A 20305-nucleotide genomic window follows, 5' to 3' on the forward strand; every position below is an offset into this window, starting at 1 on the left:
CGTGACCCACAGGCAATTAAGCAGGGCATCAGGCTTCCATGTACACAATTCCCAGTTGGGCTCCGCCGGGTGAGGCTGAAGGATCCGTCATGGTGTGCCGGAAGATGGCTGGTCAGTACTTTCTTTAGACCTACAATTTCCACCATACGGGAACCGCTCACCGCATGACAAGACCGCTTATCCCGGGCGTGCACCATGAACGTCGGGGCCTGAGGCGAACGCCGACAGACCCCGCCAACCTCAGCGCACTTGAAGTTACGCCGCGAATTCAGGCCTGACTTGGTCAGAAGCTAGATTCACCAGCTGCTCGCCGAGTGCTGCTTCCAGGGTCTGGAGCAACTGCCGGCCCTGCGGTAACCCGGCGAGATTTTCTAGTTCGTCATAATCGCAGCGATGGTCATAAAGCTCGTAATCGCCGGTGCCGAAATACTTCGTTAGCCTTCCCTCTGAGGTAATTACCGAACGGATGCGCACAGGAGCGCTAAGTCCATCCAGCGAAAATGGCTGGTCTTCCTCAATCAGCAGGGCTCGATGTTCTTTCCCCAGCCCCAACTGACCTTCCTCCACCAAGCTCTGGCCCTGGATGCCCCTGAAACCTGGGACCTGCGCCAGGTCCATGAAGGTCGGTGCCAAATCGGCACTGGATACCAGCTGCTCGCTGCGCCGTTCGGTGGCCTGTCGAGGCATGTGGATCAGCAAGGGCACTCGAGTCACGGCGCGGTAGTGGACGAAATGCTTGAGCATCAATCCATGATCACCGAAAAGGTCGCCATGATCCGAGGTGAAGACCACGATAGTGTTCTCAGCTTGGCCGGTTTCTTCCAAGGTATCCAGCACTCGCCCGATCTGCTCGTCCATGAATTCGATCAGGCCGTATTGGGCCGCGGCGGCCAGGCGGTATTGTTCCTCGGTCACGGCAAAGGACATAGTCGGGTCAGCGTTGGGCTCGCCCCGGCGCTCGAGCATCTTTCGGATGTGCTCCGGCGAGCGCGAGTGGTCCTGGGCGAAGCCCACCGGCAGCTCAAGGCTCTCGGGATCGTAGCGGTGCGCGTATTCAAGCGGCGGGGCAAATGGATGGTGCGGGTCCGGGAAGGAAACGAACATGAAGAAGGGATCTTCCTGTCCCGCGGCCTGGCGGATCCTGCCGGCAGCCTTGTCCCCGATGTAGCGGGTGGGATGCACCTCGGCCGGGATCGAAGACGCGTACACTTGCTCCCAGCTTTCCAGGACCTGGCTGCCAGCCGCCGGGCCGCCCAGCTGGCCAGGATCGACTCCTCGTTCGCGGGCCCAGTGCTCCCAGTGCCCGCCCGGCGCGTCGCCGTGACCGATGACCAGGTCGACGTCCTGGTAGCCGTAGTAGTCATCGGGCAGAGGCAAGAAGCCGGCGGCATGGCGCGCACGGTTCTCCCATTTGTCCCAGCCTGCTTCGCGCCGGCGCGTAAAGGCGTCCGCAATGGCCGTGTCCATCAGCTTGGGTGCGCTGGCTATGATCTGGTCAAGTTGCTCCGGTTCGAAATCCCAGCCCATGCTCTGGTGGTGCAGCTTGCCCACGGCCGAGGTACGGTAGCCGCAGCGGGCCAGCTGGCGCACGAAAGTGGACGCTTCGGGGTCCACCGGGATCCCGTTGTACTGCGTGCCATGGGCACTGGGCCAGCGTCCGGTAAGCAAGCTGGCCCGATTGGGCATGCAGGTCGGGTTCGCCACGTGCGCGTTGTCGTACACCGTGGAGCGCTTGGCCAGGCGATCCAGGTTCGGGGTGCACACTTCGCTGTTGCCGTAGGCGCCTAGGTGGTCTGCCCGCAGCTGGTCGGCGATGAACACCAGGATGTTCGGACGCGTGGCCTGCTTCGGGCTCATGCTGCGGACTTACGGATCAGCGAGAGCACCTCGGTTCGCAAGCCTGAAAAGGCCGGCATGGCACGGGTGCTGATCTGGTCGCGGGGCTGCGGCAGCTCTACGGGCAGGATTTCCAGGACGCGGGCCGGCTTGTTTCCGATGGCGACAATTCGGTCGGAGAGGTACACCGCTTCGTCGATGTCGTGGGTGACCAGCAGGATGGTCATGCCCAGCTCGTCGCGGATTTTCAGGCATAGGTCCTCGAGCTCGAAGCGGGTCTGCGCATCCACCGAGGCGAAAGGCTCGTCCATGATCAAGATTTCCGGACGATAGGCAAGAGCACGGGCGATGGCTACGCGCTGCTGCATGCCGCCTGACAGTTGCCAGGGATAGCGCTTGGCCGCGTGGGACAAGCCCACCTCCTCCAGTGCTTCCTTGGTTCGGGAGCGCATTTCCCCGGCCGGCAGATGCAGGTGGCGCAGGGGCAGCTGCAAGTTTTTCTCCACGGTCAGCCAAGGCATCAGGGAGCGGGAATAGTCCTGGAACACCAGGGCCATTTCAGGTGGCGGGCCGGAAACCTTGCGTCCATCGATCCTCATCGTCCCGCCGCTGGAAGGCTGCAGGCCGGCCAGGCATTTGAGCAGGGTGGTCTTGCCGACTCCGGAGGGACCGACGATGCAGACGACTTCCCCGGCGTTGACTGAGAAGGTCAGGTCCTCGATGACTTCAACGGCTTTCGGGCCGGACCCGTAAGTCTTGGCCAGGCCTTGGACTTCAAGCCGGGCAACGGCCGCTTCAGAGGATTCGGCGTGCGTTGGGGTGGGAATGGTGGAATTCACGATACCTTCTCCATTTTCTTGGAACCGATGTACCAGGCCAATGCCCGGTTCTTGATGAGGTCGAACAGGATGTTGCCCAGGAAGCCGACCAGCCCGAGCAGCAGGATCCCGGCCCACATGTCGGCGGCCATGAAGGTCTGCTGCGCCAGCAGTGTCATCGCCCCGATGCCCTGGGCGGTGCCCATCATTTCCGAGGCGATCATGACGATGAAGGCCACCAGTAAACTCACCTGCATGCCGGCGGCGATCTGCGGTCCGGCCGAGGGCAGGTAGACCGAGAACAATCGGTCCTTGCGGTCCAGCTGGTAGACGGTGCATACATCCTTCAGCGATGAATCCACTGCCTTGATCCCGTCCATCGTGGCGATCAGCGTCGGGAAGACCGCGGCGATCACAATCGAGGAAATGCGCATCTGCTCGGTGAATCCGACCAGCGTAATCAGGATGGGCACCAGCGCTACCGGCGGGATTCCGCGCAACAGGTGCAGCGAGGGCTCGAACAGGGCGCGCAGCAGCGGTACGGTGGCCAGCACGAAGCCGAGCACCACGCCCAGCACTGCGGCCAACAGGAAACCGAACACCAGGTTGCGCAGGCTCGGGATGATGTCGCTGGCGAAATGCTCGAAGAGCCACAAATCAGCGAAGTGGGCCAGGATCTCGCCAAGCGGCGGGAAGAACGGACTGGCCGACTGGCTGGAGAGCTTGAACCAGGCCAGGATCAGCAGCAGCGGCGTCGCGATGGCCAAGCTGAGATTGAACAGGTGGCGTTTCATTTCGCGTCCTTCCGGAACGCCGGGTGCCAATGCAGCACCCGCCGTTCGATCGCGCCGGACAGGTTCTGGGCCAACAGCCCGAGCACTCCGAGAACCAGGACCAGTGCATAGGTCCGTGGGAAGTCCCCTGCGGCCTGGGACTGGTAGATGGCACTGCCCAGTCCCGGGGCGCCACCCAGCAGCCCGGCGACCACGACGATAATCAGGGCTGCCGGAGCTCCGATGCGCACCGAAGTGCCGATGTAAGGAGCGGCCGAAGGCAGGGTGATCCGCAGCAGCCGCTCGGAGTGGCCCATTCCGTAGGAGCGCGCGGTATTCATGGCCACCGGGTCGGTGTCGTTAACTCCGGCGACAACCTGGATGGTGGTGGCCAAGACGGTACCGATCATCACTAGCACCAGTGCCATGGTGCTGGTCGGACCCCAGATCATCACGCACAGCGGCAGCACGACAATCGGCGGGATGGGCTTAAGGAATTCAGTCACTGCGCGGGAGGCATGGCGCAACCAGTCGATGGTGCCCAGCAACAGCCCGAGCAGGATCCCGGCGGCAAGCGCGATCACCATGCCCAATGCGGCAAGCCAGATAGTCGTGGCCGTGTCTGCCCAGAATTCGGGATCACCGAGCAAGCGGGCCAGCGCGACGGCGGTGGCATCGACGCTGGGCAGGCCACTGCCGAAGATCCCGCGTATTGCCGCCAATTGCCAAAGGCCCAGCAAAAGCAACGCCCCGAGCAGCCCCAGCCCGAGCTTGGTTGGCCCGGAGTCGTAGTCCAGCTGCCAGACCGTGGTGCGCGTGCTACTGGGATTCGAAGATAAGCGATTCATCGAGACCCACCTCCTGTTCCAGGTAGCCGAGCTTGGCCAGCTTCGCGTCGACGCGCTGCAGGTCGGCGATGTCCACCTCGGCTGGCCAGTAGGAATCGGCCCCGCTCTTGATAGTTTCCAGATCGATGCCGGTGATTTCGGCGGCCTTGGCCTTCATTTCTTCCAGGTTTTCGTTGGCGTAGGCATTCGCTTTGTAGATTGCCCGCTGGAATGCGGCCATGCTTTCGGCATCGCCGCTGACCTGTTCGGCTCCGGCTACCCAGAGGCCTACCGCGCCATCTTCGAAGAACTCGACTCCGGGGCTGCCCAGCAGCTCCATGCCCTCGGACTTTGCATTGTTGGTGAAGGGAGCTACCAGCCCGGCGGCTTCAACGCGGCCTTGCTGCAAGGATTGCAGGGAACTGGCCGGATCCAGCACCATCCAATTGATGCTCGCGGGGTCTCCGCCGTCCTTTTCGACCATGTCGGCCACGGTAACCTCGATTTGCGCCTTGCGTGCTGGCACGGCGATCTTCTTGCCGGCCAGATCCCGTGCGCGAGAGATGCCGCTGTCCGGCTGGATGTACAGCCCGGTGTCATCCACCGAATCGGGTTCCATCGAGTCGACGGCGCCTTCGGCGTAGCCGTCCGCCGCGGCGATGACCGTCAGCTTGACGTCCTGCGACAAGGCATTGAGCAGCGGAATGGACGGGGTGTAGGCCACGTCCAGCTGCCCGGATTGTGCCGCAGCGATTCCGGCAGGCGGATTGGCGACGACCGTGGTTTCAACTTCCAGGCCTTCTTCTGCGAAGTATCCCTCGTCGATGGCTGTCTGGATGGCGGCATCGGAGCTGATGCCGATGATGCCGACGGTGAGCTTCTCGCTGCTGTTGCCGCCTTCGGCGGAGCAGGCAGCCAGGGAGGCGGTCATGGCGAGCAGGGCCGCTCCTGCAAGAGTTCGTTTTTTCATGTCGTTTTCTCCTGATACTTCTCAGTTGGGCGAGTCGAGCCGATGCACTACGTCGCCGTTGACGATGGTGTGGGTCGTGGGATTCTGCTGCAGTTGGCGCACGTCCTCGGACAAGGGGTCGCGCAGGATGCACAGGTCGGCGAGCTGGCCGACCGCGATGCGCCCCTTGTGTTTCTCTGCATGGTCCTGCCATGCGGGAGTCTGGGTCATCATGGCCAGCGCCTGGGCCAAGCTGATCCGCTCGCCATCTCCGGTGCCAGCACCTGCACTCGTATCCCGGGTGACGGCCGCGATGACGCTGTTGCGCCAATCCGGATCGGTAACCGGGGCATCCGAAGCCAGCGAGGCCGCAACACCCAGCCCGGCCGCGGTGGCCAGCGGCTGTTGCTGGGCGAAGCGCTCCGGGCCGAGCAAGGCCAGTTGCAATGCACCCGCATCTGCGCGGATCTTGGGATTGGTGCTGTACCCCATGCCCGCGCGCTGAACCCGTTGGAGCAGCGCCGGTTCACGGAAGGCCCCGTGGATGATGTAGTGCCGGTGATCCCGGCCCTGCCCTGCGTCGCCGAGATGTTCGACCGCCTCGATAAGCGCTTCTGTGGCAGCATCGCCGGTCACGTGCACGCCTGCTTGCAGGCCAGCCGCATCGATTTCGGCAATGATCTGTCGGAATTCGGCCACTTTCTGCTCATCATCGTCGCCGTGCAGGACCAGGGCGCCGTGCCCGTGCCCGCAAGGCAGCTGGTATTCGTCGTGGAACCAGGATGTGCCCGAGCGCGGGATACCGTCGGCGAAGACCTTGACCCCGGCGATGCGCAGGCGCAGCGGGTCGATGCCCTCGGCGGCAGCCGTCATTTCGCCAGCCAGCCCCTGGCGCACCGCCTGCAATGATTCGCCACCGGTACCGGAGAACAGCAGCAAGGCATTGATGCGCAAGGTCAGTTGCCCATCGCGGGCCATGCTCACCAGGATCTGCAGGGACAGGGTGCTGCAGCTGGCGGCCATCAAGGTCTTGCCGCCCGGCCCGAGTCCCGGCTCGGTCAGCGAGGTGATCCCGCAGGCGTGCAACTCCTGCTGGTGCTTGGCGAAGGCCGCGCGCAATTGCTCCTCTGCGAATTCTGGCAGCCCGTTGTTGACCAGTTGCATGGCGGCATCGCCAAACAGCCCACTGGGCGATCCGTCGGGCAGCCGCCCGATGACTCCGCCGGGAACCCTTGCTGAGATGCGCTGCAGTCCTAGGGTCTCCAGAGCCACGGCATTGACCATCACCTGGTGCCCGGTCTTGTCGAAAGCGACGACAGGCCAGCGCTTGTTGGCCGCGAGCACGGCTTTCGCGCCGCCGGAGCCCAGGCTGGCTTCGTCCCAGTGCGCGGCCCTGATCCATCCGCTGGCATCGGGTTCGGCCTCCTCCAGGAGGTTAGCCACCTCATCCCAGTTCGAGGCACCGGCCACCGAGAGGTGTGCATGGCGGATCATCGCGCTGGCCGAGAAATGCAGGTGGCCGTCGTTCAGTCCTGGAAGGATGGCTCCTCCCTGCGCATCAATCACGGTAGTTTCCGGGCCAGCCAGCTTGAGCAGCTGGTCGTCGCCCACGGCGATAATCCGCCCACCGCGCACGGCCACGGCCGTGGGACGCCCGGCACGGTCGGCGGCATCGCATTGTGCCGACAGCCCGATATCCGGAACTACTCCCGAATGGACTACCAGCTGGGCAACCTGATCGGACATGATTCCCTCTCCCCTGAAGACGGCGCCAGCATGTGACTTGCGCAACAACTTCAAGTAGTATGTCGTATGACTTAGTCATTTGACCAGCTTTGCCGGCAAATTAATTTATTTGACTTCCGCGAAGGGCTTCGGCCGATCGGCTAGAGTCCAAATGGAGAGTAGTTTTTGGGACGGGAATCATGGCGCGCATATCAGTAGAAGACCGCAGCAGGCAGTTCATCGAAGCGGCCGCACGCGTGATCGCTTCTGAAGGAATCGCGGCTGCCACTACCAGGCGCATCGCCACCGAAGCAGGCGCCCCCTTGGCGGCCTTGCACTACTGCTTCCGCAGCAAGGACGAGTTGCTGGACGAGGTATACAACCACTTGAGCCGCGACTACGCGCGAGAGCTCGATCCAATCCCGGAGAATGTTGGCCTGGCCGAAGCCGTGGACCTGCACATCCGCCGTGTTTGGCGGCGCATGCTCAATGCCCCGCACGAGCAGGTGACCACCTTCGAACTACTGCTGCGTGCCACCCGGCTGGCCGATCCGGAGGAGATCGAGAAATCGAACAGGATCAACCGCTCCATGTACGATGCTTGGGTCTCTTCTACAAGTGCCGTCTTCCGGGACGCGGCCGAGCGATCCCAGCTCAAGGTCAAGACGGATCTGGACACCGTAGCGCGGATGCTGATTGCCAGCATCGACGGGATCAACCTCCAGCATCTCTCCGATCCGGATCTGGAACGTTCCGCCCGGCTCATCGACCAGCTCTGCACGAGCATCAAGCACATGCTGATCCCCGCCGCCCCAAGGCAGGAAACATGAGCACCTGCTGCGCTCCGCAGCGGACTGGACCGCAGCCCGGAATCCGCCCCGTCACTACTGCCGTGGAACTCGAAACAAATACAGAACCCCGATCCGCAGGCCTCATCAACCTTCCAGGCGGCGAGTTCATGATGGGCGACCATTTCAACGAAGGCTACGAAGCCGATGGCGAACTGCCCGTGCATCGGGTCAAGCTCAATGCATTCACTATGGATGCCACGCTTGTCACCAACGCGGAATTCGCCCGTTTCGCGGATGCCACGGGCTACCGCAGCGAATCCGAGCAGCTGGGCTACTCAGCGGTTTTCCATGCCTATCTTGCAGCACCCAGCCAAGACGTGCTAGGCCCGGCCGAGGGAGCGCCATGGTGGCTCGGCGTGCGGGGTGCCTGCTGGCGCAATCCCGCCGGCACCCAGTCGAACTGGCAGGATATCCCCGATCACCCGGTAGTGCAGGTTTCCTGGAACGATGCACAGGCCTATTGCAAATGGAGCAGGCGTTCCCTGCCAACAGAAGCACAGTGGGAGTATGCTGCGCGTGGCCTGGTCCCCGGGCAACGCTATGCCTGGGGAAATGAGCTGGTTCCAGGGGCTGTGCACCAGTGCAATATCTGGCAGGGCAGCTTCCCCGGCTCAAATACCTTGGAAGACGGGTACCTGGGCACCTCCCCGGTGGGTACCTATCCGCCAAACCCTTTGGGCCTGTTCGATATGGCAGGCAATGTCTGGGAATGGTGCCAGGACTGGTTCCTGCCCAAGTACTACCTTAATAGCCCGGTCAGTGACCCACAGGGGCCGACCATCGGCAAAGGCCGGGTCATGCGCGGAGGTTCGCACTTATGCCACACCTCCTACTGCAACCGGTACAGAGTTTCGGCGCGAAGCAGCAATACTGCCGATTCGGCCAGCAGCAACACCGGTTTCAGGACCGTTGGCTCGAGGTATTAGACGCGCATCTCGCCAAGATCGGCAGGTCTCAGGCAAAATGAAACCATGGCATCACCGACTTCAGCACTAGGCAGGGTCCGCACTTTCGAAGCGTTGGACGAGAAGACCACCGCGCGACTGCGCCGCGCATTGGACGAGTCAGATGACACGACCGTATTCGTCAACGGCACTGCCTTGCAGCTGCCCAAGGAAGCGCACCAGGCCCTGATCGAGGTGCTTTCCCGCTTTGCCGATGGCGAGTCGGTCAGCATCGGCACTCCCGAGTTGCTGCTCAATACTTCCCAGGCAGCCCAGATGGCAGGAATCTCCAACAGCTACCTGCGCAAGCTGGCCGATGCCGGGATCATTCCAGTGGAATACCGCGGCACCCATCGCCGTATTCGCCCGAGCGCCATTCAGCATTGGCTGGATTCCCGCAACGAGACCGAGAAATGAGCCAACCAGCCAGCGAATCCGCCAGCGCCCCGCAGGAGGTCGTTTGGTGGGATCGCCTGCTGATCCGTGTCCCGGGCTATTCCTTGTTCGCATGGCTGGGTGCTTACGGCATGTACCAAGCCGGCGACATCAGCCTGGGTACCGCGGCCCTGCTCTTTTTCGCCCTCGCCCTTCCCTTGCTGGCTGGTTGGCAGATCTTCCAGGTCCTGCGCAGCCGCCGGCGCATCCAGTTATGGCGAAACGCCCAGCGGATCTCCCAGGGCAGCTTGGGCGTTCCCAACGTGGCCGAAATCCGCGCGAAGCTCGACCGGATTATCAGCACCCGGGCCCTTCGCCCGGAGCCGAAGAAGCCACGATTTGGCGGCCTGGCCATCTTCTTCATCATCCTCGGGATCACGGGGATAGCCATCACTGCGGGAATTCTGCTGGCAAAGCTCGGCATTGCCAGCCTGTCGACATTCGTCATTATCGGCTTGCTTGTGGCTGCCCTGCGTCCGTTGCAGCTCATGGGCGTACAGAACCGGGCGTACCGCGCAGTGGTTTCCATTCCCGGGAAGCTCACCGAGGTGCGCGACCTGGTGATGCGGGAGCGCCAAGCATCCAGCGGGCAACGCAGCACGCAAGCTGCCGACAGTGCGCTGGATGCATCCTTGCTGATCATCAATGCTGCCATCGCCGAGTCCCGGTCCGGATATTTCCGGGCTTCGGCGGACTGCGTCGATTTGCTGGCCCTCTTGACCGGGCAGTGCTGGCTGGCCGGCAGCAAGCCGCGAAATCTTGCCGAGAAACTTCACAGCCGCGTCAATGCGGCGCTAGGCCAGCTGAGCATCGAGGAACGCAACGCCTCGCGCTGAGGCAAAGAACCACGCTGTTGAAAGCGCAGGTCTTGCCAAGCCTTGAATTTCCTGCTGGAATACCAAAGTATTCTATTTGAAAACAATTCTTGTGCCGCACCCAGCGCAGGACCCCCGCTCCCTTGCACAGGGAGCCTAGGCCGAGGAGAACCATGACCACCGCATCACAATCGCTGACAACTTTGCACGAAGCCCTGCTTTCCGAGCGCGCGGCGGGAATCAAGCAATCTGCGGTGCGCGACGTTTTCGAGCTCTCGCTGGACCCTTCGTTGGTGTCACTGGCCGGAGGCAACCCCTTCCTGCAACTGCTCCCGCTGGAAAAGGTCGGTGAAATTGCCCAGCGCATCATCGTTGAGCAGGGTCCCGAATCGTTGCAGTACGGCTCCGGACTTGGCACCCCTGAACTGCGTGCGCAGATTATCGATGTCATGGCCGCTGAAGGCATCACGAACGCCAAGGTTGAAGATGTCGTGGTAACCAATGGCTCCCAATCAGCCCAGGACATGGCATGCAAGGTTTTCTGCAATCCCGGGGACACGGTGCTCTGCGAAGACCCGACCTATGTCGGTGCGCTGAACACCTTCGAGGCCTACCAGGTGACTGCTCGCCCCGTGGGCACTGACGAGAACGGCCTGATTCCTGCCGCCTTGCGCGAGCGCATTTCCGAACTGCGCGCAGCCGGCGAGCGGATCAAGTTCCTCTACACCATCCCGAACTTCAACAACCCCTCAGGCATCACCCTGGCTGCCGAACGCCGCCAGGAAATCGTGGACATCTGCCGTGAAGCCGGGATCCTGATCCTGGAAGACAACCCGTATGGCATGCTGCGCTACGAAGGCACCCCGGCGCCTTCGCTGCGCAGCCTGGATCCGGAAAACGTCATCTACATGGGTTCTTTCTCCAAGATCTTCGCACCTGGCCTGCGCATCGGCTGGGCTGCGGTCCCGACCCACCTTTTCCGCCGCTTCTACCTGGCCGGCGAGGCGGTAGCCCTGTGCCCTCCGACCTTGAACCAGATGATCATCAGCGCCTATCTCAACGAGCATGACTGGAAGGGGCAGATCACCAAGTACAACGACCTGTACCGTTCCCGCCGCGATGCGATGCTCGAGGCATTGGGCAAGTACCTGCCAGCAGGTATCACCCATACCCATCCCGAAGGCGGCTTCTTCATCTGGTTGACCCTGCCCGAAGGCATCGACACCTACGCGCTGCTTCAGCAGGGCGTGAAGGCTGGCGTCATCTTCATTCCGGGCGCGGCATTCAGCCCGAGCGGCCAGGCCGACAACAAGCTGCGCCTGGCCTTCTGCTCTGTTGATGAGAAGACCATCGACGAGGGCGTCCAGCGCCTGGCGGGCCTGCTGGCCTCCGCGATCGAGGCAGCGGGCCGCTAGGACCCGGCGGGGCTCAGGCCAGCCGGCCGCCGAAGTCATCGGCAATGGCCGCGGCGGCTTCGCGCAGCTTGGGCAGCAGTCTCTGGTTGATCGCCTCGGGATTATTGCGCCCGGCCTGCACTGAGATGTTCAGCGCCCCGAGCAGCTGGTCCCTGCGGTAGACGGGCACGGCCAGGCCGCGCAGCCCCTCGTCGAGTTCCTGGTTGACCAGGGACCAGCCCTGCTCGCGCACCGTTTCCAGTTCCCTTTTCAGCGCATCGAGGTCCGCCACCGTATGCTCGGTGTACTTCTGGAGCTGCACGCGTTCCAGGAAGGATTCCCGCTCGGCCTCTGACAGGTGCGCAATCAGCACGCGCCCCATCGAGGTCGCCCAGGCCGGAAGGCGATTGCCGATTGACACGTTCATCAAGTGCAGGCGCGGTGCGGCGACGCGTTCCACATAGAGGATGTCCTGTCCTTCGAGCACGCACAAGGAGGAGGTCTCCTCCAGTTCGCGCGCCAGGGCTTGCAGATGGGCGGTGGCGGCCTGGGGCAGCGTGAGCCCGGAGAGGTAGGAAGCGCCGATATCCAGCACCCGCGGGGTCTGCCGGAAGGTGCTGCCATGGGCTTCCAGATATCCCAGATCCGCCAAGGTGAGCAGGAACCGGCGCGCCGAGGCGCGGGTCTGCTCCGTGGCCGCAGCGACCTGGGAGACCGTCAGCTCGGTGGCTCCGGCGCTGAACGCCAGCAGCACGGCCAAGGTCTTCTCCGTGGATTTAACAAAATAATCCGGCCGCTGTGCCACGCTACGGTCTCCCCGCGTTCCTAGTTCCTGCTCCAGCGATTGCTCTCGAATTGCGCAGCCAGCCGGACCGGGGCATTGGGCGCCCCGTATCCATCGTAGCCAGCGCGGCGCTCAACCACCTCGAAGAACATGTTCCCGAGCGTCTTGGTGTAGAAATGCAGGAACTCGCCCTGCTCATCCCGGTCATAGAGCAGGTTCAGCTCCTGCAGCGTCGCCAGCAGCTGCCCGTCCAGGTCGAAGCGGGCGGCCAGGTCCTCGTAGTAGTTGGCCGGCACCGGCAGGAATTCCATCCCCCGGGAGCGTGCCGCACGCGCCAGTTCCACGATGTCCCCGGTGCGCAGGGCCACATGCTCCGGGTACTCGTGGTGCCGCTCGATGGCATTTTCCAGCCCTTGCGGCACGATGTTCAAGGCCAGGCGGACGCTGGAGTCGGCGGTGCGCAGCACCTGGGAACGCACCAGCCCCATGGGGCTGGGCACCTCGGTGCCCGGCAGCATCGCCAGATTCAGCACGCTGCTGTAGAACAGCACCGATTCGTCGAAGGACTGCCAGGGCTGGGCCAGGTTGATGTGGTCGATGCCGGCAACAGCAGGATGCCCGGCCTGCGGCGCGGCCGGCCCGGCATCGGAGAATTCAGTTTCCCAGTTGCGCGTATTGCTTTGGGAGCTGAAGAAGACCTCGGTGTCGTCGGGGGCCAGGAAGCCGGGCAGCTCCTGCTCGTTGTGCGTCTGCTGGCGCGGGACCTTGGTGGCCAGCAGCGCCGCGCCGCGCGCGCCGCCGGCGATGGGGTCCGGAACCTGCACGCCGAACCCGGAGACCGCGGCCTCGACACCGCGGCTGCGCTGGGAGTTGATGATGATCCGGGCCGCGCCCGAGCACCACAGCTGCACCGGCTTGCGCCGGTGCTGGCCCTTGAAGGAGAAGCCCAGCTGGGCCAGCATCCCGGCCACGCGCTCCGGGTCCTCGGTGCGGATTTCGGCGAAGTCGAAGGCTGTGGCTTCCTGGGCTCCGGGCAGCGCAGCCAGCTCGAGGGCCGAGGGCTGGTCGCCGGCGGCCAGCAGCGCGGCGGTCTTGGACTGCAGCCATTTCAGCGAGCGCAGCCCGTCAATGGCGGTCCGCTCGACATTGGACTGGCGGAAGACGTCGTTGAAGATCTCCAGGGAGACGATGCCGGCATAGCCCGAGCGGACCAGCTGGAGCATGAACTCGTCCAGGGCGAAGCCGCCCTGTCCCGGGAAGAGCCGGTAGTGCCGCGACCAGGACAGGATGTCCATGGACAGCACCGGGGCATCGGCCAGCTGCACGAAGAAGATCTTCTCGCCGGGGATCTGCGCGATCTGCGCCGGGTCATCGCCGCGCGAGAGGATGTGGAAGCTGTCCAGGCACAGCCCGACGTTCTGCCGGTCCACGCGCTGCACGATCTGCCAGGAGCGCTGGTAGGTGTTCACGTACTTGCCCCAGGCCAAAGCCTCGTAGGCGATGCGCACGCCGTACTTGGCGGCAAGGTCGGAGAGCTGGCGCAATTGCTGGACGAACAGCTCATCGTCGTCGATGGTGGCGGTGGCGACGTTGGAGCACAGCAGCACCAGGTCCATGCCCAGCCGGTTCATCAGCTGGAACTTGGCTTCGGCGCGATGCAGGTTGGCCTGCAGCTGCTCCTCGGTGACGCCCTCGAAGTCGCGGAAGGGCTGGAACAGATCCAGGCTCAGCCCCAGCCGGAGGGCCATGGCCTTGACCTCCTCCGGGGACATCGGGCTGACCAGCAGGTCCTGCTCGAAGATCTCGATGCCGTCAAACCCGGCCTTGGCGCAGGCCAGCATCTTCTCTTCCAGGGTTCCCGACAGGCATACGGTTGCGATTGATGTGCGCATCAGCGTCCTTCCTCCAGCATGGCCAGCAGGTGCGCGCGCATCCGCGCCGCATCCGGCTTGATTCCGGTGATGATTTCGAAGGCATCCACGGCTTGGCCCACGGCCATGTGCCCGCCGTCCAGGACCTGGCAACCCAGGCTGCGCGCGGCGGTGATCAGTTCGGTGTCCACCGGGCGGTAGATGCAGTCGGCTACCCAGTGGCGCGGCTCAAGCCCCGCGATGTCCAGCGGCAGGCCCGGGTGGTGGTGCATGCCGATCGGGGTGGCATTGAGCAGGCCGTCCTTGCCGGGCAGCAGGCCCGGAACCTCATCGGGGGCCGCGGCGAAGATGTCCGCCTGCGGGAAGTGGCCGCGCAGCTCGGCCACGCGGTGGTTGACCCGGTCCGCGTCCAGATCCACGATGTGCAGCTGCGTAGTGCCCGAGTCCAGCAGGGCGTAGGCCACGGCGGCTCCGGCGCCGCCGGCCCCCAGCTGCAGCACCTTGCCCAGATTGGCTCCGGGCAGCCCCGCAGCCAGCCCGCGGGCGAAGCCCGAGGCATCGGTGTTGTGCCCGTAGAACTTGCCGTCCTCGATGACCACGGTGTTCACCGCGCCGATGGCCCGTGCGGTATCCGAGATGCCGTCCAGGTGCTCAAGCACCAGCTGCTTGCATGGGTGGGTGATGTTGAAGGCGTTGTAGCCCAGCTCGGCTCCGGCGGCCAGCAGCGCTCCGACGTCCTGCCCGGGGCGCTGCAGCGCGGTGAGGTCGATCGGCCGGTACAGGTAGCGCAGGGACTGCGCGTCGGCTTCATGCTCGTGCATGGGAGGCGTGAGCGATGGCATCACGCCGTCGCCGATCAGGCCCACCAGGAACGACTCGGTGCGTGTGCTCATTTTCGTCGCTGCCCTTCATAGTTGGCATCAGGTCTTGCCTGAGATGTGATTTGCCTCTACTCTAAACCAATGAACACATTCCGAACAAGTGTACGCAATGCGCACAAATCGGATTGAGGTTCCGTTCAAACCACTCGATCAGGGAGTATCCCGATGCATGCTGCACACCAGCCAACGGCGTCCAATGACGCCGGAAGCGGAAAGCGAACACCAGTCAAGGCGGCCATAGCCAGCTTCATGGGAAGCGCCGTTGAATACTACGACTTCTTCATCTTCGGCTCCGCCGCCGCGCTCATTTTCCCGCACATCTTCTTCCCGGATACTTCCACCAATGCCGCGGTCATGTCGCTGGCGACCTTCGGCTTCGCCTACGTGGCCCGCCCCATCGGCGCCATTTTCGTCGGGCACTTCGGCGACCGCATCGGCCGGCAGAAGGTGCTGATGTTCACCCTGATCCTCATGGGTGCATCCACCTTCCTGATCGGCTGCCTGCCCACCTTCGACCAGGTCGGCTGGCTCAGCCCGATCCTGCTGGTCTTCGCACGCCTGTGCCAGGGCCTTTCGGCTGCCGGCGAGCAGGCCGGAGCCTCCTCCATGTCCCTGGAGCATGCCCCGGATAACCGCCGCAGCTTCTTCACCTCCTGGACGCTGACCGGCACCCAGGGCGGGCAGATCCTGGCCGCGCTGATCTTCATCCCGGTAGTCGCACTGCCCGATGAGATCAAGTACGGCATCGGCTGGCGCATCCCGTTCTGGCTCTCTGCCGTCGTCGTGATCGTCACCTTCTTCATCCGCCGCTCGCTGCATGAGACCCCCGAATTCGAAGAAGCCAAGAAGAACAACGAGATCGCCAAGCTCCCGCTGGCGGTACTGCTGAAGTTCCACTGGAAGGACGTCCTGCGCGTTATCTTCTGCGCATTCATCGCCGCCGTGTCCACCGTCTACGGCACGCTGGCCATCTCCTACGGCAAGACCATCGGGAACATGGACGAGTCCATTACCCTGTGGCTTGTGGTTGCCGGCAACATCGGCGCGCTGTTCACCCAGCCGCTGTTCGGAATGCTCGCCGACAAGATCGGGCGCAAGCCGGTGTTCATCTACGGCGCGCTGGGCTCCGCGGCCATCATGCCCTTCTACCTGCGTTCCATGGAATCGGATAACGCGCTGGCGCAGTTCAGCCTCTCGGTGCTGGTCTTCTCCTGCGCCTATGCGGCAGCCAATGCGGTCTGGCCGAGCTTCTACGCCGAGATGTTCTCCTCCCAGGTCCGCTTCTCGGGCCTGGCCATCGGCACCCAGATCGGTTTCCTCATGGCAGGCTTCGCCCCGTCCATCGTTGCCGCCCTGGGCGGGCTGGAAGCCAACGGCTGGGTGCAGATCAGCATCTTCACCGCGGTGATCTCGCTGATTTCCGCTGTCGCGGCCATGACCGCCCGCGAAACCTACCGGGTGCCCACCCACGATCTGGGCCGCAAGGTCGAGAAGGTCGCCAGCTAGGCTCCTTCCAGCCGGTACCCGTACACGCCGATTCCGGGCAGCTGCACCTGCAGCTGCCCGGAATTCTGCGTTAGCCGGGCAGGGAATCGGGATCTGCGGCAATCCGCAGCAGCGTTTGCTCGGTGCTGCCCAGCACCTGCGTTGCCGGCCAGATGGCGCGCAGTTCGCGCAGCAAGGCCGGGCCGTCAAAGGCAATCTCCACCAGGGTCCCGGCCTTGAGCTGGCTTTCCACAGCCAATTGGCTGAGCACGGCCGGGCCCATTCCGCCGGCAGCGCACTGGCAAATGGTCGCATTGCTGTTGAATTCGGCCACCGGCTTGGGCCGTTGGGCATGGGCGATATAGTCCAGGAAAGCGCGGGTCCCCGAGCCTTCCTCGCGCTCGATCAGGGCCGTACTCTGCAGCTCATGCAGGGTCAATGCCTGCTCGCGTTGCGCCCATTCATGCCCGGGAGCCACCACGATCAGCATCTCATCGCGGAACACCTGCTTGCTCTTGAGCCCCAGCGGTATATGCGGGGTCTCCACGAAACCGAAACCGAGCTCGCCATGCTGCACGGCGCGGATGACGTCCTGCGAGTTCATGATCCGCATGCTCGGCTTGATCTGCGGCAAGGCCCGGTGCAACTGTCCGATCCAATGCGGGGCCAGGTACTCGGCCACCGTCATGCTCGCCCCGAAGTGCAGGTCGGATCCACCGGCATCAGCCAGCGACCTGGCCCCGGAGGCCAGTGCCTCCAGGCTCGCCAACGCATCCCGGGCCCACTGCACGGTGAGCACGCCTTCGGCGGTCAGCGTGGAGCCGGTTGTCTTGCGGGTCACCAAGGAATACCCCAAGCGGCGTTCCAGGGTCTTCAACGCCCGCGAGGCATTTGGCTGCGCCATCCCGGCCGCACGGGCCCCGGCGCTCAGGCTTCCGTGATCGGCGATGCCCACCAGCAGTTCCAGGGAGGAAATCTGCAGCCAGTGGGACAGGCTCTTGGATGAGTGGGAATCGCTTTCCATATCACGATCATATGCCCGGGATAGCTCGATGGGGCGTACCGCAATCGGCGGATCGGGTTCAGACTGGTTATCGTGCACCATCTCCCTCCTGCCTCCGAAAATACCGCCCGGCCATCGCCCGGCCACCCCCGGAAGACTCCTGCGCCGCGGCTCGTGCAGGCGCTGCCCGGATTGCTGCTCTGCCTGCTGCTCGGGGCGCTGTGCATGATCGCCAGCCAGTTCTTCAACGGGCTCAGCGCCCTGTTGCTGGCCATCCTGCTCGGCGCGTTGTGGCGGAACATCGCCCCGGTCCCAGCGGCATTGGCCCCGGGAACTGCTATCGCGGCGAAGCAGCTGCTGCGCCTGGGCATTGTGCTGCTTGGACTGCAGCTGTCGCTGGGTACCATCCTCGGGCTCGGGCCCGGCGTGCTGCTGGTGGTGCTGGCCTCGGTCGGAGCCACCTTCTTCGCAACCCTGTGGATCGGCAAGAGGCTCGGCATGGATGCGCAGCAGCGCCTGCTCATTGCCACCGGCTTCTCCATCTGCGGCGCCGCCGCGGTCGCCGGCACCGAGAACGTCATCAAGGCCAAGCAAGAGCAGGTGGCCACCGCCATCGGCCTGGTGGTCCTCTTCGGCACGCTGATGATCCCGGCCATGCCCGCCCTGGGCCTGCTGCTGGGATTGGATGAACGCGGCATCGGAATGCTCATCGGGGCTTCGACCCACGAGGTGGCCCAGGTCGTGGCCGCCGGCGGCTCGGTAGGCGCGGGAGCGCTGGTTGTGGCCGTAACGGTGAAGCTGGCCCGCGTTGTGCTGCTGGCACCGATCATTGCCGGTGTCGGGCTCTGCATGCGGCGCAAGCACTCGGTCCAAGGCGGCAAGAACCCGCCGCTGGTCCCGTTATTCGTGCTCGGGTTCCTGGCCGCGATGCTGCTGCGCACCACCGGGATCCTGCCCGAGTCCCTGCTCTCGGCCGCCTCGACCGTGCAAACGCTGCTGCTTTCAGCGGCAATGTTCGCCCTGGGCCTGGGCGTCCACCTGCGCAGCATCGTGAAGTCAGGGGGCCGCTCGCTGCTGCTGGGCCTGCTGGGGACCTTGGTGATCATCGTGGTGGCCGCCTGCGGCACGATACTCTTCCCGCCGGCCTGATGTGCCGCCTGCGGAGAGCGCTGCCATTGCCCTTACCTTGCGCTCCATCCCCCGTCCATGGCGTAGGAAGCACCGGTGACCATGCTCGCTGCATCAGCGCAAAGCCAGGCCACCAAGGACGCAACTTCTCCGGGTTCCACCAGCCGCTTGACCGCCGCTTCGGTGAGCATGATTTTCTGGACAACCTCGGATTCGGCAATGCCGTGGAGCTTGGCCTGGTCGGCAATCTGCTTTTCCACCAGCGGCGTGCGCACATAGCCCGGGTTGATGCAATTGCTGGTGATCCCGAAGTCGGCACCTTCCAAAGCCGTGACCTTCGACAGGCCCTCCAACCCGTGCTTGGCCGCAACGTAAGCGCTCTTGAAGGCGCTGGCCCGCAGTCCGTGGATGGAAGAAATATTGATGATGCGCCCGAAGCCGCGCTCGCGCATGCCGGGCAGGGCTGCCCGGATGAGCAAAAAAGGCGACTCCAGCATCAGCCGGTGGATCAGCCTCCAGGCTTCGGGGTCGTACTCGTGGATTGGAGCCACCCTTTGCACGCCGGCGTTGTTAATCAGGATGTCGGTTTCCAGGCTGAGATCTTCCAGGGACCTGGTATCCGAAAGATCCACGGCCCATGCTTTTCCGCCAAGCTTGCGGGCCGCTTCTTCAGCGGCTTGTTCGTTGAGGTCGGCAATCGTCACGACGGCACCAGCGTGGGCCAATGCGGTGGCACTGGCCAGGCCTATGCCGGAGGCGCCGCCGGTAATCAAGGCGCTGCGCCCTTTCAGCCCCTGGGGCCATGGGCCAATCTGTTCCGCCATTGCGCTCATCCTCTGCTCGGCTCCCCTGCGTCTTCTAGTTGCATTGCCCGCAGCTTTGCGCAGGGCTCTTCGTTTCAAACTAGGCTCCGGAAAGGAATCCGGTCAACGGCATTCGCTGTGCAGATTCCGCAGGTGAATGTGCAGGCATGCACAGTGGCGCCTGCTGGTTCTGCGTTTGCTGTGCGCCGGAAGCTAAGCTGGCTCTCGAAGGCTATTTTCATTCTCAAGAGCCAAGGACATGGTAGGCAATGACGACTTCCCCGATACCCGCGACCCCCTCCGAGGTCCCGATCCGCAAAGCGGCCAGTGTTTTGCTGCTGCGCGAGGCAACTGGCGGGTTTGAAGTTTTCATCCAGCATCGGGTGAACACCATGGACTTCGCAGCCGGCATGGTGGTCTATCCCGGGGGCCGTGTTGATGCCCAAGACGGCCAGATGGTGGATGGCGCCGAACTCGATTCCGCCCTGCTCGGCAAGCACGCCCAGCAGTGGGCGCACACCTCGATCCTCGGCGAAGGACCAGAACGCGCGGAGTACCTGGCCGGCGAAATCCTGGCCGCGGCACGTCGTGAAGTGTTCGAGGAAACAGGGCTCCTGCTGGATCCTGGCCAACTGCACCCATGGGCCAACTGGGTCACCCCAGCCGGTTTCCCGCGGCGGTTCGACACGTACTTCTTTGTTGCGGCGTTGCGCGCCGGCCAGGAACCGGTCCACCAGACCACCGAAGCGGTGATCTCCAAGTGGATCAGCCCACAGGAGCTCTTCGCTTCCCTGGAACGCGGCGAGATCAAGATGATGCGCCCCACCCAGCGCACCTTGCTGGATGCGATGGAGCAGGGCAGCATCGAGCAGATCGTTTCCAGCAGGCCGGTGATCTCTTCGGTCCATCCGAATCCCGAGGATTCCCAGTCGGGAAACGCTGTGCGGAATACGGAAAAGCACTTCAACGCTTGATAATCGCCA

General features: G+C 63.8%; 19 protein-coding genes. 8 read left to right on the forward strand and 11 right to left on the reverse strand.

Annotated elements, in window-relative coordinates:
- Positions 1-255 precede the first annotated feature (255 nt).
- Genes ACRDT3_RS13455 through ACRDT3_RS13480 form a run of 6 tightly spaced genes read right to left on the reverse strand, consistent with a single transcriptional unit; the run spans position 256 to position 6949 of the window.
- Positions 256-1857, reverse strand: coding sequence for a sulfatase family protein (locus tag ACRDT3_RS13455; protein WP_431493459.1), 1602 nt, complete (start codon positions 1855-1857; stop codon positions 256-258).
- Entirely contained in the window at positions 1854-2675 is an 822-nt protein-coding gene (locus ACRDT3_RS13460; protein ID WP_431493460.1) for an ABC transporter ATP-binding protein, read from the reverse strand. Before ACRDT3_RS13460 ends, ACRDT3_RS13455 begins: the two co-directional genes overlap by 4 nt.
- Entirely contained in the window at positions 2672-3448 is a 777-nt protein-coding gene (locus ACRDT3_RS13465) for an ABC transporter permease (protein ID WP_431493461.1), read from the reverse strand. Before ACRDT3_RS13465 ends, ACRDT3_RS13460 begins: the two co-directional genes overlap by 4 nt.
- A complete protein-coding gene (locus ACRDT3_RS13470; RefSeq protein ID WP_431493462.1) occupies positions 3445-4275 on the reverse strand; it encodes an ABC transporter permease in 831 nt (276 codons plus the stop codon). The genes ACRDT3_RS13465 and ACRDT3_RS13470 overlap by 4 nt, the downstream gene beginning before the upstream one ends.
- Complete coding sequence (locus tag ACRDT3_RS13475; protein WP_431493463.1) at positions 4247-5224, reverse strand: ABC transporter substrate-binding protein; 978 nt, start codon at positions 5222-5224, stop codon at positions 4247-4249. Before ACRDT3_RS13475 ends, ACRDT3_RS13470 begins: the two co-directional genes overlap by 29 nt.
- A gap of 21 nt (positions 5225-5245) precedes the next feature.
- On the reverse strand, positions 5246-6949 hold the full coding sequence (locus ACRDT3_RS13480) for an amidohydrolase (protein ID WP_431493464.1): 1704 nt from the start codon (positions 6947-6949) through the stop codon (positions 5246-5248).
- A 179-nt stretch (positions 6950-7128) separates the two neighbouring features.
- Between ACRDT3_RS13480 and ACRDT3_RS13485 the strand changes: the two genes are divergently transcribed.
- The 5 genes from ACRDT3_RS13485 to ACRDT3_RS13505 all read left to right on the forward strand — a co-directional run bounded on the left by ACRDT3_RS13485 (position 7129) and on the right by ACRDT3_RS13505 (position 11388).
- Complete coding sequence (locus ACRDT3_RS13485; protein WP_431493465.1) at positions 7129-7758, forward strand: TetR/AcrR family transcriptional regulator; 630 nt, start codon at positions 7129-7131, stop codon at positions 7756-7758.
- On the forward strand, positions 7755-8705 hold the full coding sequence (locus ACRDT3_RS13490) for a formylglycine-generating enzyme family protein (RefSeq protein ID WP_431493466.1): 951 nt from the start codon (positions 7755-7757) through the stop codon (positions 8703-8705). The genes ACRDT3_RS13485 and ACRDT3_RS13490 overlap by 4 nt, the downstream gene beginning before the upstream one ends.
- A 45-nt stretch (positions 8706-8750) precedes the next feature.
- Positions 8751-9140 (forward strand): helix-turn-helix domain-containing protein, encoded by a 390-nt coding sequence (locus ACRDT3_RS13495; RefSeq protein ID WP_431493467.1) that lies wholly within the window; start codon positions 8751-8753, stop codon positions 9138-9140.
- A complete protein-coding gene (locus ACRDT3_RS13500) occupies positions 9137-9994 on the forward strand; it encodes a hypothetical protein (protein ID WP_431493468.1) in 858 nt (285 codons plus the stop codon). The genes ACRDT3_RS13495 and ACRDT3_RS13500 overlap by 4 nt, the downstream gene beginning before the upstream one ends.
- Before the next feature lie 152 nt (positions 9995-10146).
- On the forward strand, positions 10147-11388 hold the full coding sequence (locus tag ACRDT3_RS13505) for a PLP-dependent aminotransferase family protein (protein ID WP_431493469.1): 1242 nt from the start codon (positions 10147-10149) through the stop codon (positions 11386-11388).
- Between the two features lie 13 nt (positions 11389-11401).
- On the opposite strand, the gene ACRDT3_RS13510 is transcribed toward ACRDT3_RS13505, so the two are convergent.
- The 3 genes from ACRDT3_RS13510 to ACRDT3_RS13520 are packed head-to-tail and all read right to left on the reverse strand — an operon-like array spanning position 11402 to position 14915.
- The gene (locus ACRDT3_RS13510) at positions 11402-12172 is read right to left on the reverse strand and encodes an IclR family transcriptional regulator domain-containing protein (RefSeq protein ID WP_431493470.1); all 771 of its coding nucleotides are present in this window, start codon (positions 12170-12172) and stop codon (positions 11402-11404) included.
- 20 nt (positions 12173-12192) lie between these two features.
- Entirely contained in the window at positions 12193-14043 is a 1851-nt protein-coding gene (locus tag ACRDT3_RS13515; protein WP_431493471.1) for a bifunctional sugar phosphate isomerase/epimerase/4-hydroxyphenylpyruvate dioxygenase family protein, read from the reverse strand.
- Positions 14043-14915, reverse strand: coding sequence for a shikimate dehydrogenase (locus tag ACRDT3_RS13520; protein WP_431493472.1), 873 nt, complete (start codon positions 14913-14915; stop codon positions 14043-14045). Before ACRDT3_RS13520 ends, ACRDT3_RS13515 begins: the two co-directional genes overlap by 1 nt.
- A gap of 153 nt (positions 14916-15068) precedes the next feature.
- On the opposite strand from ACRDT3_RS13520, the gene ACRDT3_RS13525 reads away from it, so the two are divergent.
- On the forward strand, positions 15069-16409 hold the full coding sequence (locus ACRDT3_RS13525; protein ID WP_431493473.1) for an MFS transporter: 1341 nt from the start codon (positions 15069-15071) through the stop codon (positions 16407-16409).
- 70 nt (positions 16410-16479) lie between these two features.
- Here ACRDT3_RS13525 and ACRDT3_RS13530 read toward each other — a convergent pair whose 3' ends face one another.
- Complete coding sequence (locus tag ACRDT3_RS13530) at positions 16480-17493, reverse strand: LysR family transcriptional regulator (protein ID WP_431493474.1); 1014 nt, start codon at positions 17491-17493, stop codon at positions 16480-16482.
- On the opposite strand from ACRDT3_RS13530, the gene ACRDT3_RS13535 reads away from it, so the two are divergent.
- Positions 17485-18540 carry a YeiH family protein gene (locus tag ACRDT3_RS13535; protein WP_431493475.1) on the forward strand — a complete coding sequence of 352 codons (1056 nt, stop codon included), beginning with the start codon at positions 17485-17487 and terminating at the stop codon, positions 18538-18540. The two genes, ACRDT3_RS13530 and ACRDT3_RS13535, sit on opposite strands and share 9 nt — an antisense overlap.
- Positions 18541-18572: 32 nt before the next feature.
- Here the strand turns inward: ACRDT3_RS13535 and ACRDT3_RS13540 are convergent, their stop codons facing one another.
- Positions 18573-19343 (reverse strand): 3-hydroxybutyrate dehydrogenase, encoded by a 771-nt coding sequence (locus ACRDT3_RS13540; protein WP_431493476.1) that lies wholly within the window; start codon positions 19341-19343, stop codon positions 18573-18575.
- 248 nt (positions 19344-19591) lie between these two features.
- Here ACRDT3_RS13540 and ACRDT3_RS13545 point away from each other — a divergent pair, with 248 nt between their 5' ends.
- Positions 19592-20296 carry an NUDIX hydrolase gene (locus ACRDT3_RS13545; RefSeq protein ID WP_431493477.1) on the forward strand — a complete coding sequence of 235 codons (705 nt, stop codon included), beginning with the start codon at positions 19592-19594 and terminating at the stop codon, positions 20294-20296.
- The last annotated feature ends 9 nt before the right edge of the window (positions 20297-20305 follow it).

This window comes from Glutamicibacter sp. (assembly GCF_050701915.1).
Classification (GTDB): domain Bacteria; phylum Actinomycetota; class Actinomycetes; order Actinomycetales; family Micrococcaceae; genus Glutamicibacter.

Excerpts from the sequence above, each read along its gene's own strand:
- ACRDT3_RS13530 (WP_431493474.1), bottom strand. The coding sequence starts at position 17,493 with ATGGTGCACGATAACCAGTCTGAACCCGATCCGCCGATTGCGGTACGC.
- ACRDT3_RS13490 (WP_431493466.1), top strand. The coding sequence starts at position 7,755 with ATGAGCACCTGCTGCGCTCCGCAGCGGACTGGACCGCAGCCCGGAATC.
- ACRDT3_RS13465 (WP_431493461.1), bottom strand. The coding sequence starts at position 3,448 with ATGAAACGCCACCTGTTCAATCTCAGCTTGGCCATCGCGACGCCGCTG.
- ACRDT3_RS13520 (WP_431493472.1), bottom strand. The coding sequence starts at position 14,915 with ATGAGCACACGCACCGAGTCGTTCCTGGTGGGCCTGATCGGCGACGGC.
- ACRDT3_RS13505 (WP_431493469.1), top strand. The coding sequence starts at position 10,147 with ATGACCACCGCATCACAATCGCTGACAACTTTGCACGAAGCCCTGCTT.
- ACRDT3_RS13515 (WP_431493471.1), bottom strand. The coding sequence starts at position 14,043 with ATGCGCACATCAATCGCAACCGTATGCCTGTCGGGAACCCTGGAAGAG.
- ACRDT3_RS13495 (WP_431493467.1), top strand. The coding sequence starts at position 8,751 with ATGGCATCACCGACTTCAGCACTAGGCAGGGTCCGCACTTTCGAAGCG.
- ACRDT3_RS13545 (WP_431493477.1), top strand. The coding sequence starts at position 19,592 with ATGACGACTTCCCCGATACCCGCGACCCCCTCCGAGGTCCCGATCCGC.
- ACRDT3_RS13470 (WP_431493462.1), bottom strand. The coding sequence starts at position 4,275 with ATGAATCGCTTATCTTCGAATCCCAGTAGCACGCGCACCACGGTCTGG.
- ACRDT3_RS13540 (WP_431493476.1), bottom strand. The coding sequence starts at position 19,343 with ATGGCGGAACAGATTGGCCCATGGCCCCAGGGGCTGAAAGGGCGCAGC.
- ACRDT3_RS13480 (WP_431493464.1), bottom strand. The coding sequence starts at position 6,949 with ATGTCCGATCAGGTTGCCCAGCTGGTAGTCCATTCGGGAGTAGTTCCG.
- ACRDT3_RS13500 (WP_431493468.1), top strand. The coding sequence starts at position 9,137 with ATGAGCCAACCAGCCAGCGAATCCGCCAGCGCCCCGCAGGAGGTCGTT.
- ACRDT3_RS13485 (WP_431493465.1), top strand. The coding sequence starts at position 7,129 with ATGGCGCGCATATCAGTAGAAGACCGCAGCAGGCAGTTCATCGAAGCG.
- ACRDT3_RS13475 (WP_431493463.1), bottom strand. The coding sequence starts at position 5,224 with ATGAAAAAACGAACTCTTGCAGGAGCGGCCCTGCTCGCCATGACCGCC.
- ACRDT3_RS13525 (WP_431493473.1), top strand. The coding sequence starts at position 15,069 with ATGCATGCTGCACACCAGCCAACGGCGTCCAATGACGCCGGAAGCGGA.
- ACRDT3_RS13455 (WP_431493459.1), bottom strand. The coding sequence starts at position 1,857 with ATGAGCCCGAAGCAGGCCACGCGTCCGAACATCCTGGTGTTCATCGCC.